Origin of the sequence: Streptomyces sp. NBC_01261 (assembly GCF_036226385.1) — a bacterium.
Taxonomy (GTDB): domain Bacteria; phylum Actinomycetota; class Actinomycetes; order Streptomycetales; family Streptomycetaceae; genus Streptomyces.
This window is the reverse complement of the sequence record NZ_CP108463.1, coordinates 57,892-70,471: the sequence shown is the minus strand read 5'-3', so window position 1 is coordinate 70,471 and position 12,580 is coordinate 57,892. Positions and strand designations below refer to the sequence as shown.

Below are 12,580 nucleotides of genomic sequence, written 5' to 3'. Positions count from 1 at the left end.
ACCGCGGGGAAAGAGCCGCCCGTGGCGGTCCACGGCTGGCGATGCTGCGCGGCATGCGCCGACCTGGTAGCGGATGAATCCGCCGTGATCCAGGGGGAGTCACAGGTACGGTGCTCTCCCTGGTCGTAGCGAGGGAAGCGGTTCCCACCCGCTGGTCAAGAAGGCTGCTCTGGCCTGCTCCGACAAGGCGCGAGTACGACCGTCGTCGAGGAGAGCGGCGCGGTCGCTGTACTCGGCGGGCCGTGCCACGGACTGGTCCACCATCCACAAGCGGTCATCGCTGGTGCCGTCTGCCACGGTGAGCAGCCACTGCCGAAGCGGATCCGCTCGTGCGGCCTCCCAGCCACGGGCGCGGCTACAGGCACCCAGCCAGTCCGCGAGCCACGGCCTGCCGATGCGGAGGCCAACCTCCTGGAGAAACAACCTCTCGGCGGCAGCAGCGCCTGCAGCTGCGACGCTCAAGCGCAGGCGCTGCTGCCAGCGGCCGTCCCCGAGTAGCCGGGCGACGGCAATCGTTTCCGGATAGGCCAGCAGGGCATGAGGCACGATGGCCGCCGGGGGGCACCTCGTGACCGCGGCGAGTCGGCGCACCCGGTCCTGCCAGATGGTCTCCGATCTCCATCGCTGCACCTGCCACGACCACACCACCGCCGCGGCGAAGGCCACCACGTCCCTGCCGCGCGGATGCGTCCGTACGAGAGCGACATGGCGCTGGTGAGCCGCAAGGATCTCGGGCAGGCTCTGCAGTGCAATGCCCGCTGGTTTCCCGGCGCGCGCGAGAAGCCAGCGCCGGTGGCGACGGCAGATATGCCCGGCAGCTCCCGGGTACACCTGCACGCCCGGCCCCGCCAACCAGGCCCGTCCGGTACATGGTGGGCAGGCCGCCACCCACGCCATGCCGGGTGTGTACCAGGCGGCCCGCCGGAGCGGGGCATCTTCGAGACGGCTGTGGCAAACGGCGAGGCTGGGCAGCATGGCGGTGAGTTGGGACAGGGGCGTGCCGGTGAACTGGGCCATAGCTGCCTGTGCGGGTACGTTGAGAAACAGTTCCAGTCCGGTTTTGGGTGTGCCCGTCACGTGAACACCGTGCGGACCGTCCAGGACTGCCCGCAGCAAGTCCTGTGCCGACAGCCCGAATCCGGCGGTCATCCTGCGAATCCAGGAGCCGGTCAGCTCCCGGCTGACTGGTGCATGGAGAGAGGGCACAGGTGCTGGATGGGGGGAATGCACAGGCGTGGTCCTTTGCGGCAGATAGGATCGAGAGCCCCGAAACAGGGGCCGCAGTTGGGGTCCTTTGAACATGACCGGCCCGCGATGGTGCGGCGCCAAGGCCGCGGCACCGCGCTAGGTGGCTAGTCCGCCCTTGCGCTGCCTGCGCGTGGCACGTGCCGCGTTCGTAGCCTGAACGTCGAGCACCACCTGCGACAACAGCTTCTTCGTGACCGCGTGGCTTTCGTCGACGATGGAGCGGATCGCGGCCTCCCGCACCAGAAGGGAGAGACTGGACATCACACCGCCGGTGAGCAGATGGATGTAGTCGGCGTGACGGACCAACGTTCCGGGCCGGTGCCGGGCCAGCCGCAGCGCCCCGTCCATTCTCTGCAGAAGCTCCCGCCACGCCGCCTTCTGCACGGGGGTGCCGTTGAGCAGTGGAGGAGTGCGCAGGATCTTGCAGCGGGCGGCGAGCTGAGCGCCGCGCGGGCCGGCTAGCAGCGGTGAGTGCTCCACATCGACACCGGCCAGCACGAACGTTGCAGGTACCCGCTCCGCAAGGGTTTTGACCTGGTCGGAGGTGTCAGCCCCGGGCCGGGTGCGGGTGTTGAGTAGATGGACGTCGTCGAAGAAAACCAGCCGGGTGCGCCGCTCGCACAGCACGTGGCACACGGCGTTGGTGATGGCGTTCTCAGTCATCCGCTCGTGGACCGGGATACCGGCGAACCGGGCCAGGACCTGGACCAGGCTCTTGGGCGTGCAGGTGGGCGGGATGGAAGCGAACGCCACGGGCATGTAGCCTTCCCGGCCCCCGAGGCGGCGTCGTTCGCTCAGCTCGAAGGACCGGCCAAGTTCGGCAAGCGTGGTCGACTTTCCCGCCCCGGGAGGCCCGGACACGATCAGGCCACGCCGGGCGGTGCCCCGCTGCCGGTTGTTCACCAGCAGCGTCAGCCTGAGCTGGGTCAGCGCTTGTTCCATGAACGGGGTCTTGAGAGTGACGAACTCGGAGTGGTAGTCCAGCAGCCGCTTGCGGTTCCAGGACGGATCGCCCACTGGGGGCGCGGGCACACGCGGGCGGGATACCTCGGCTTGCCAGAGGAGGCCGTTCGTGACCGCACCAGGAGCAACCTCGTCGTCGAAGAAGTCGTCGTCTGCGGCGCTGGTTACGGCAGCCACGGGTCCTCCTCCGCTTCCGTGTCACCCAGGATGTGACAGCCGCCAGCGGACCGGCCGGCCTCCAACTCATCGTCACGGGGGCCGAAGATGTCTTCGCCCTCGTCACCGCCGTCGTATGCGTCGGGCACGGTGTCGTCGTCGAGGTCGGGCACGGCGTACACGCCGGCCAGCCCGAACGACGGTGCGGGCACGTCCAGCACGTTGAGCTCTCCTGCGGGCACCGGCACCGCACCCGAGGCACGGGACTTCGCTACCACCCGCCGCTCCGCGGTGGACAGCTTCTCCTTGCGAGCGGCCCGCTTGAGGAAGCCATCCAGGGCCAAGACCAGTGCGGCTTCGTGCTCCTCCCGCGAGCCGGTGCGTTCGACCACCTTGCAGATGTGCTCCCACACGTGGTGAGTGAACGGCAGGCCGACCGAGGTGGCGTGGATCCACGCCACCTCGCGAAACCCTTCCGGCAACCGGACCCAGATCCGGACGGGGTCGTAGGGGTTGTAGTGCACCTCCCACAGACCCTTTTCCGAGGCCACCCCGGAGTCCTGCCCGCGATGGCCGTTGAGGCAAGGGTCGTCGTAGGTGCGGTAGTCGAAGCGGACACCGGCGTCCGTGATCGGCTGCCAGCGCACTGGCAGCAACTCCACGAAGTCGTCCGCCGACAGCGGCACCGGCACATAGCCCGCCACCGGAAGCAGCGCCGCCCACATCTGATTGGGCGTGAGGGCCTTCTTCGGCATCAACGGGTGTCGCAAACCCTCGCGCGGGCGGTGGTGCCAGTGCACGAGGAACTCCTCCCACAGCACCTGGAGCTCGGACACGGTCCACAGCCGCTCCTGCTCCACACGTGAGCCGCGCTCACTCACACGCGAGCCGGTAAAGCCAGGCAGCCACTGACAAAACTCAGTGCCGATCGAGCCGAAGCCCCTCTCTACATGCCCCTTGGCTGGTCCATTGGCCGGAGGCACCGGCTGCAGGGAGATCCCTAGGCTCTCGCACGCGGCCCGCGTGGCGGGGGAGATGAACACCTTGCCCTGGTCGACCACCACTGTCTCGGGCACGATCACCGGCCGTGCTGCTGCATCCTTCAGCCGCTCATCCACAGCGGTCAGCCGCTCGTGCGGCACCACCGACGCGGCCATCGACAGCGCCGCGTCCCACCCCGGACGCATCACCACCGGCGTCATCATCTGCGCCAGCAACACCGCTACATCCGTCAGCTTGGTCCCAGTCGGCCGCAGCACCCCCCACAGCCCGCGCACGGCCACATCCACAGCGGTGGTCAGCTCCAGCCGCCCCACCACCCCGTCGTCCAGGACCACCAGCGCATCCAGCGGCGAGCTGTCCATCATCACGATTTCGCCGGGCCGCAGCGCCAGGGTCGGCTTGAACGGCGGTGTCGGGCGCGCGGCGCGGGCACGCCGCTGCGCCACCGTCCCCTGCAACCCGAGGGACTTCTCCACAGCGTCGAGGAGTTTGTTGAACGTGGACATGGCCGGCACCTCGACCGATTGCTCACCATGCCGTGTATCCAGCCACCACTGCGTCTCCCGCCGCATCCGCTTCTTCCACCCTCGCGAGCGCGAACGCAAAGCTTCCTCAGGCAGCAGGGCACGCAGCGCGTCGACCACCCGGGGATCGGCCCGCTCCAGCCGCGTCGAGCCACGCCGCCTGACGACCAGCCCCCACACTCCGTCCGCGTGGTAGCGTGCCCGCCACCTGCGCACCGTCGCCCGGCTCACGCGCGGCCAGCCCTGTGCGGCCAGTTCATCGGCCTTCGCCTGCTCACGCTGAGCCAGCGTCGTAACTGCGGGGTCGTATTGAGGCTTCACCAGCCCCTTGCCGCTTGGCGTCGGGTATCCGGTCTCCACCTCGCGGACGTGCCGCTCCAGATCGAGCGCACGCAGCTGCTGATCCTCAGGTACCGTCGCCAACAGGCCGACCTGCGGCACTCGAAGACGCGGGCCGGCCATCGGGCCGAAGCCGGGATCCCTCAGCAGCTCGGACAGAGCGAACACGGCCAAGGAGCCGTCCCCGTTCTTGTCGGCCAGCCAGATCCGCGCCCCGGACGCCATGGCCCCCTCGATCCCGGCCACGGTCCACTCCCGGCCGCCGTGCCGTAGGGCGTCACCTAGCGCAAGGATCGGTCGGCTCATCGTGCTGCCCCCGTCCGCGTAGCAACCGCGACCATGCGCTCGTGCAGTACACGCTCCAGCGGCACGCTCAGCACGCCAGTCCACAGCGCATGGAACACGACCGGCCACACCGCGATCGGATCGCCCAGCAGATGCACTCCCTCCATCAGGGACAACGGGGCGCGGAAGCATGCGATTACCTCAGGCAACCGGCCCCCGGCGCACCGCGGATGCCGGTAGCCGGCCAGCCAACGCACGTTGGCCTCCACCACACGCGGCGGCGGCCCCACTAACCGGTACCGCCAACCTGCCGCCGTGGCCGCAGCCTCGAGGTGTGCAGCACGCCGGACGAGCCGCCGCCCGGCTCCGAACGTGCCTGCACAATCAACCAGAAGCCCACTGCCGTCTGCTAAGGCTTGTCCCGTAACTGCTGGTCACAGGTGAGATGATCTTGGCGTGGCTGGTGTGATCACGGCGTCGGAGCCGTCTTGGATAGCCCCGTTCACCGGGCTGAGCCCGCGTTGTTTCGGGAAGCTGGTGAGCGTGCTGCGGCGTGAAGGTGCGGACGCGGTCCGCAAGGGCCGGCCGTGGAGCCTTCCGTTGGAGGACCGGACTCTGCTGGTCGCGGCGTACTGGCGGACGAACTTGACGATGCGCCAGCTCGCCCCGCTGTTCGGGGTGTCGAAGTCGGCGGCGGACCGCATCATCGACCACCTCGGGCCGATGCTCGCGCTCCAGCCCCGAAAGCGGTTCGCCAAGGACACCGTGCTCATCGTGGACGGCACCCTGGTCCCCACCCGCGACCACTCCATCGCCGCGCAGTCCAAGAACTACCGGTACTCCACCAACCACCAGGTCGTCATCGACGCCGACACCCGCCTGGTCGTCCTGGTCGGCCGCCCGCTCGCCGGAAACCGCAACGACTGCAAGGCATGGGAAGAATCCGGCGCCAAAGCCGCCGTCGGCAAGACACTCACGATCGCCGACGGCGGCTACCCCGGCACTGGACTCGTCATGCCCCACCGCCGGCGTAAAGGCGAAGACCTGCCCGACTGGAAGCAGGCACACAACAAGTCCCACAAGCAGGTCCGAGCCCGCGTCGAGCACGTCTTCGCCCGTATGAAGACCTGGAAGATCCTCCGCGACTGTCGCCTCAAAGGCGCCGGCGTCCACCACGCCATGCTCGGCATCGCCCGACTGCACAACCTCGCCCTCACCGGATAGGCAAGCGGACCGCCACGCGGCCAACCACGCCCGAGACGACCCGAAGATCATTTACGGGACAAGCCTTAGACGTGCCATCAGATGCGGCGCATGCGAGATGGTTTTCCCGCCCCGGCCATGCCACAGGAGCTCCACCGGCCGACAGGCCAGGGCCACTACCCTCGGGTCGTGGTCCAGCATCATGACCTGCGTGCGCATGGCCTTGAATCCATAGGGCACCAAACACCGGTCAGTCGCTGACCACCACCAACCCGGTGCCGTACGGCGGCCCTTGAGTACTGGAAACTGCCGTATCGGCAGACACTCTTCCAGTGCCTGCTCTTCGGCAGCTTCCAGCCACGGCACCTCACGCTTGACTCCGAGCGGATCCACGAACCGAGCCATCATGCGCGCCGGGTTAGCGGAATGACGGCCAGCGCTCAGGAGCGGTGCGAGGGCAGACTGCTCCTGCACCGAGAAAGGCAGGGAGGTCACGAACAACTCTCCAGTTTGCAAGGGAAACAGGACGGAAGGCACCGCTTGGACTCAAGACAGGTGCCTGGAACACGTGTTGAGCAAGGACCGGCCTGGCCTACGACGACTAGTCGGGCCGTCATGACGCGCTCAGGCCGCGAAAGTAGGCGAGGTCGGGAGAAGACCTGACACCGCAACCTCCGAACAGATCACCGCGATGTTTGCGGCATCCGGCCGGACATATCCAAGCGCTCGATGCTGCCAGGCAGAAGTAGGGCATGGACGCGCGGCATCGCCGCCGCCTGTTCCCTGCAAGACGAAGGGTGACTCATGAGCGCATCCTGACGCACCGTCTGGCCGCGCCTGAGGCGTCCAATCTCAGTACCAGGCGGTAGCCGAGACTTCGCGCCATTTCCGTTGCGTCGGTTGCGGATGCATTGTCAGACCCCCGCTCTACACTGCCCCGCCTTCTGCTCCAAGACGAGGTACTCCACCACGCACTGTGCCCGCAGGCGCGACGCTCCAAGCTGCGCATAGTCGTTGCGAACAGTAAGACGCGGCCGACCTTCAGCTCGCAGCTGACGACAAGGAAGGAGAGGAAGACGGCCGCGCGCTACACGCGTTGCATCCCGGCCACGGCATGGGAACAAATGACCGAAAAAATCTTGCTGAGCGTGAGCCCGCTCTAAGTTCGAAATGTGTTCGACGCGCCGTCTGCGGCAGGGACATCAGCCGCAGCACGCCTGACGGCTGAACCCGGCCCTGCTCGAGTCGTGGTGCCTCCGCCGGTGGCCTCCGCGTGCATCAACCCGATCCGGTGCCCGGCACCGTCAACTGGAACCACTCGGCACCGACGGCGCTGTGGATCAGGGGGCTTCTGCCTCGTCGCACGCAGCGATGTCATGACGGGTCAGCAACGGTTGCCGAGGTCAAGCCAACTGCCCTTGTGATGAACCTAGTTGTCAGTGCCTCTTTCTACGCTGCTAAAAGCGCATCACATGGGGAGCGGATATGGCGGACGAGACGGTGGTCGTGCAGGAGCTGTGGCCGCAGGTGCTGGAAGCAGTGAAGAAACGGCGGCGGTTCACCTGGATTCTGTTGAGTCAGAACGCGAACGTGTCCTTCTACGACGGGGCCACGCTGACACTGGCCTGGGTCAACCAGGGCGCGGTGGACAACTTCGTCAGTTCGGACTCCGTGCCCGTGCTCGAGGCGGTGCTTGAGGAAGTTCTCAGCCGTCCAGCCGCCGTTGAGTCGGTCCTCGAGCAAACACCACCTGCGCCCCTGTATTCCATGCCGGCAAGCACGGCGGTGCCAGCGCATGCACCTGCCGCCACTGCTGCCCTGCCACCCCGGCCAGCCGCGTCAGCGGTATCCACTCTGCATCGCGTGCTGGGTCAAACGGCGTTCTTGATGTATGAGCAGGGCAATAGCGAGGCTGCTGCCCTGCTGGCGGATGTAGGAAACGTGGAACTGATACCGGGCAACTGCTCCGGGGGGTGGGCAGCCGTTCTCATTGTGTCGCCCTATCTCGTTCCCCGGTTCACCGACGAGGTCCTCGCAGCCATTCAGCCGGTGTTCGTACACGTGGCGGGACGGCATGGCCTGCAGGTCGATGGCGTCAGTGCCGCTCTTGCGCTTCCCGAGATCGGTGACGACTGGCGGCAAATCCTGCAGGCAGAGCTGGACAAGGAGGCAGCCTCCGAGCAGGCGTCCAAGACGCACACCAAGGAAGCATCCTCCGCCGTCGGCCGGGAGGATCTCGTCAAGGGTCAGGCATCAGAATGTACCCGGTATGGCAAGACCACTGGTCGCCGATGCCGCCGCCAGGTCGCCGAATGGCCAGCCTACGATGACCTCCCTTCTCCTGTAGCCGCGTGCGCTGGCCACCTCACGCCTGAAGAAAGGGAAGCCCTCGAGCAGGCACGCAATCGGCGTGGAAAGGAAAACAGAGCCCGCTGGGCAGAACTGGCTGCTCGCGAGGCCTCCGGCGGCGTGCCAGAACCTGCAGCGAACCCCTCCTTCGCGTCGCGGCCGTGCATCGGCCAGTGCACGTCGCAGGAACGTGCCTGGGGACACGACTCCGACGGGGCCTCGATGTCGTGCGCGAACTGCGACAACTGGGTCTGCGTCAGCTGCGGGCAAGCGCAGGTCGAGGGAGTCTTGGAGTTTTGCGCCGACTGCTCGGAACGCGAGTCACTATATGACCCGGAACCCGAGTGGGAACGACAGTATGACGGTGAAGTCGATACCGGTCCAAACCCCCACGTCCGACTGACGGCCATGGTCAACGATCTCGTCAAAGCGACAGGTGCCACACATCGGGAAGTGAACGCACGCCTTAACCGCAGGATCGGAGTGATCAGCAGGGTCGGTGCCGACGAGCAGGCTATCCGCCGTGCAGCCAGTGCCGCCCGCGCATGGCTCGACCAACTCGATTCCTCCACCTGACCAGGACCGACGAGACCAGAGAGCATCAGGTCGTGGCCGTTGCCGAACCGCAGTTCTCGGGCGGCTCTCCGACTGTCGGACGCTGTTGCGGCGGGCCGCCGAGGTGTAGCCAAAGGGCGCAGCCGATGCGGCCCGCAGGACGCCTGTGCTGCCTGGCAGCGGACGGCCTGGGTCATGGTCCGGTGTGCGCGTCCTCTGCTGGTTGGGCCGGCGCATCTGGCCACGCCATGCCATCAAGAGTTTGACGCCCTTTCGTCTTCCGAACTACACTGCATGCCGAATCAGATATCTGAGCAGGGATTAGGTGGGGATGGGGTGCTGCTGACGACCGGACAGGCCGCGGAAGAGCTCGGCTGCGCGATCACCACGTTTCGCCGCCTCATCGCTGCAGGACTGTTGCCGGGCCTGTCCCGCCGCGGCGTACGCGTCATGGTCCCGCTTGAAGTCGTCCAGGCTCTGCAGACGCGGCGGCAGGCGCCGCTCGATCGACTGCCGGTCCAGGAAATCGCCGTCCTGCGGGTCGATGCGGCCCGGCGGACGCAGGGACCGGAACGCTCCTGGCTCGGCTTCGCTGCTGCCCTCTCGCCCGATGACCTGCTCAAGGCGCTGCGCGGCTGGTGGCGGTGCGACCCGGCGAGTGTTGCGGCCGGGAGAGTGCTGCCGGTCACGCTCGCGGGCTACGTGGTGGCCGTCCTGACTGGCCTTCAGCGGTGGGAGAAGAACTCCGAGGGCCGTCACGCCTTTCCCGGCGCTCGTCTGGCCGGCTACGTCACCGACCTGGCCGCCCCACATACCTGCCTCACCTCCCAGACCGGAGGCGACCGGCAGCTTGCCGAACAGCTGCTGGGTACGCGGCTGGTCTCCCACTCGGGCGGAGCCCTCGCCTACGTTTCCACTCACGCCACCGTCGACTGAACCCGGCCCGGACAAGGAATGCTCGATGGATGCACAGAGCTACAGCGCCGCGCTCGCCGATCTGCGCACCGTGCGGGACCAGATCAAGAGGACCCGGGCCGTACTGGCGAAGCAGGAAGCGGACCGCGACAAGCTGATCATCCAACTGGCCTCCTATGCGAAGGCGAAGGCGGAACGGATCGCTCCGGCGGCCGGACTGAGCGTGGCTCACATCGTCACCCTGGCCCCTGCGCTGGCCCTCGACCGCCTCACTACGGCTGAAACCGCCCCGTCCCACCCCGAGCCGGACCTCCCAGCCACCGCAGACGCTGAGTCTCCGCCCCACCTCACCGCCCGGACAGGTGCGGTGGCGCCCGCGATGACCACCACCGCACCAGCACCGCCCATGGCCGCCGCGCTGCCGGCGGCCCCTGCCGAGGGCCCCGTCTCCGGGAAGCCTCAAGCCCCGGACGCGCCGCGTGCTCTCCCGTCGATCCCCGAGGGAGCAGCGGGCAACAGTTGGTTCACCCACACCCCGAACCTGCTCTCCACTCCGCCGAACTTCACCCAGCAGGCCCGCACCACGGTCTTCCTGGACACGGACACGGGCGTGCTGGTGCACCGCAGCCAGACCTACCGCCTCGACCTGGCCAACACTTCGGTCGCCGCCATTCTGACCGCCGTCTTCCATATCCTGCCCGAAGGTACGGAGCGCATCTACATCACCGCCGGTGACCCCTGGCACCGTGACGCCGACCGCTATCCGTATCTGCGGGATGCGGTCGCGGCCTGGCTGAACGCCCCCACGCCGGGCTGGCGCACCGACACCGGCCGAGGCAAGGACCGGATGGCCGGGCACTTCGTGCACGCCCGCCATCCTGTCGGCCGTTACCAGCGCGAGGACGGCGACAGCCACGTCGAAATCCGCTCGGTGGGGGAGTGGTTCGACACCGGCGGCGACGACCCGGCCACCGTCCGGGACGCGTTCGTGCTGCTGTGGCAGGCGCTGCGCCGCCACTGGACCGACGCCGTCGTCATGGGCTCCCCCTCCCAGACCGGCCGCGACCTGTGGACCCGCACCATCCCCACCCGCGGCCAGCACGCCGAAGGCTTTCCCGTCCTGTCCGAGGAACTGCGCGGCCTGCTGCACGCCACCGCCGGCCAGGGCCGCAACGAACTCATCCTCCCGCCCCGCGTGCCCGAACAACTGCCCCAACTCGTCGAGTACGACCGCACCTTCGCCTACGCCAAACACACCTGGAAGTCCCCGGTCGGTACCCCCCGCCGGATCACCGCCGCCACCTTCGCCTCCTGGAGCGAGAAGGAACAGACCCGGGCCCTGTACGGCTGCGGCCACTGGCAGGTGCGGGCCACCGTCCCCGACACGTGGAATCATGTCGGCATCCTGCCCGCCCCCGCACCGGGCGACCGCGCCTGGCACTACCCGGCAACCCCGGGCGCGACCTTCACCACCTGGGCCGGCGGCCCCGAAATCCACACCGCCCTGACCAACCCCCTCACCCCGTGGAAGATCGAAATCCTCGACGGCATCCTGTGGGAGGACGGCAAACCCCTCGAGGACTGGGCCAAGAAACTCAAAGAGACCTGGACCAACCTCTCCGCCCAGGCCCACTTCCAGGGTGACGCCCAGCAGGCCCGCGCCGCCCACCTCGCCTCCCGCGCGGTGCGCGCCATCCTCCTGTACGGCATCGGCTCCTTCGCCCAGCGCCCCCGCATGGTCACCGGCACCACCCCCCGCACCCTGGAGCGCGACATCCCGCCGGACGCCGAAATCATCGGCTTCGACGACGAACAGATCACCTGGCAGAAGCCCACCGGCTTCAGCCGGGACCCCAACGCCCACCCCGAATGGGCCGCCGCGATCTGGTCCGGCGCCCGCGCTGCCCTCCTTACCCAGCGCCACCGCGACGACAACACCTACGCCGGAGCCCTGCACACCGAACCCGGCAGCGTCGTCGCCTTCCGCACCGACGCCCTCTACCTCACCCAGCCGCAGGCCTGGCCGCATCACCATCAGCCCGGCGACTACCTCCTCAAGGGCCACCTCACCGGCCCCGTAGCCGCACCCACCACCGAGGCAGAACTCCTTACCCTGCGGGACGCCGGACGCACCGCCCTCACCCCCAGCGCAGGAGAGGCCTGATGCCACCCCGCCCCCGCCGCAACCGCCCCACCGGGCAACGCGAATTGAACGAGGCCGCCCAGCTGGCCGACCAACTGCAGTCAGCCGGCTACACCAAGCGCGACATCGCCCGCATCATCAACCGCGACGCCTCCCTGGTGTCCCAGTTCTACACAAAGAACAAAGGCGCAGCCTTCGTCCCTGCCTTGCGCCAGGTCCTGGCCGCCGTCCAGACAGGCGGCATCACCGACCTCCCCGACCTCGCCTCCATCGCAAGCCGGCACATCACCCGCCGCACCACCACCTCCGGTGCCACAGCCCGGGTACGCGGCAAAGCCGTCCTGATCACTCCCACCGGCTCCGGCACCGGTCGCGTCGGCGCCCAGGCGATCGCCTCCGGCTCCTCCCGGCTGCGCCCTCTGATCGCCGAAGCCGCCCGCCACGGCCTGCGCCTGGCCTTCACCGTCCGTCTGGCCAAGACCGGCTACGTGCACCCCTCCGGCAGCCGCACCGACTCACCCGGCATCCGCCGCGACGTCATCCAGCGCACCGACCACACCGAGGAGCGCTCCTACGGCTCCTCCCAGACTGGCGGGCACGACGCCGCCGGCTTTGCCCAACGCGTCGACGCCGCGGGCGGAGACGTCACCGCAGCCGTTCATCAATGGCTGGTGGAGACCGGCCGCATCCGTCCGGATGTGCACATCATCCACCTGGAGATCCGCACCTGGCGCCCGCGCTGATGCGTCTGGGCGGTATCGCTGGGATCGCAGGTGCCTACATCCCGCCGCCGCTGGGTGACTGTCCGCCTGGCCACAGCAGTACGGAAATTACGGGTCGGGACCCCAGGCAATCCCTGTCACCCGACTGCTCGTACTGCCTGCTGCGTACTGAGGCA

General features: G+C 68.1%; 9 protein-coding genes and 1 pseudogene. 5 read left to right on the top strand and 5 right to left on the bottom strand.

Annotated elements, in window-relative coordinates:
* Positions 1-99: 99 nt before the first annotated feature.
* The 4 genes and pseudogenes from OG226_RS00225 to OG226_RS00210 form a co-directional block, all read right to left on the bottom strand.
* Positions 100-1,149 carry a hypothetical protein gene (locus tag OG226_RS00225; protein WP_329347196.1) on the bottom strand — a complete coding sequence of 350 codons (1,050 nt, stop codon included), beginning with the start codon at positions 1,147-1,149 and terminating at the stop codon, positions 100-102.
* Between the two features lie 195 nt (positions 1,150-1,344).
* A complete protein-coding gene (locus tag OG226_RS00220) occupies positions 1,345-2,388 on the bottom strand; it encodes an ATP-binding protein (RefSeq protein WP_329347195.1) in 1,044 nt (347 codons plus the stop codon).
* Positions 2,376-4,478, bottom strand: a complete 2,103-nt coding sequence (locus tag OG226_RS00215) for a transposase (RefSeq protein WP_329347194.1) — start codon at positions 4,476-4,478, stop codon at positions 2,376-2,378. The genes OG226_RS00220 and OG226_RS00215 overlap by 13 nt, the downstream gene beginning before the upstream one ends.
* Positions 4,479-4,534: 56 nt before the next feature.
* Positions 4,535-4,918, bottom strand: a pseudogene (locus OG226_RS00210) (TnsA-like heteromeric transposase endonuclease subunit); the annotation flags it as partial.
* Between the two features lie 55 nt (positions 4,919-4,973).
* On the opposite strand from OG226_RS00210, the gene OG226_RS00205 reads away from it, so the two are divergent.
* Positions 4,974-5,741: a transposase gene (locus tag OG226_RS00205; protein WP_329347193.1), complete on the top strand. Its 768-nt coding sequence runs from the start codon at positions 4,974-4,976 to the stop codon at positions 5,739-5,741.
* 51 nt (positions 5,742-5,792) lie between these two features.
* Here OG226_RS00205 and OG226_RS00200 read toward each other — a convergent pair whose 3' ends face one another.
* On the bottom strand, positions 5,793-6,257 hold the full coding sequence (locus OG226_RS00200; protein ID WP_329347192.1) for a hypothetical protein: 465 nt from the start codon (positions 6,255-6,257) through the stop codon (positions 5,793-5,795).
* Between the two features lie 948 nt (positions 6,258-7,205).
* Between OG226_RS00200 and OG226_RS00195 the strand changes: the two genes are divergently transcribed.
* The 4 genes from OG226_RS00195 to OG226_RS00180 all read left to right on the top strand — a co-directional run bounded on the left by OG226_RS00195 (position 7,206) and on the right by OG226_RS00180 (position 12,425).
* Complete coding sequence (locus OG226_RS00195; protein WP_329347191.1) at positions 7,206-8,645, top strand: hypothetical protein; 1,440 nt, start codon at positions 7,206-7,208, stop codon at positions 8,643-8,645.
* Between the two features lie 315 nt (positions 8,646-8,960).
* Positions 8,961-9,560, top strand: a complete 600-nt coding sequence (locus OG226_RS00190) for a helix-turn-helix domain-containing protein (RefSeq protein WP_329347190.1) — start codon at positions 8,961-8,963, stop codon at positions 9,558-9,560.
* Between the two features lie 25 nt (positions 9,561-9,585).
* Complete coding sequence (locus OG226_RS00185; protein WP_329347189.1) at positions 9,586-11,703, top strand: hypothetical protein; 2,118 nt, start codon at positions 9,586-9,588, stop codon at positions 11,701-11,703.
* Entirely contained in the window at positions 11,703-12,425 is a 723-nt protein-coding gene (locus OG226_RS00180) for a helix-turn-helix domain containing protein (RefSeq protein ID WP_329347188.1), read from the top strand. Before OG226_RS00185 ends, OG226_RS00180 begins: the two co-directional genes overlap by 1 nt.
* The last annotated feature ends 155 nt before the right edge of the window (positions 12,426-12,580 follow it).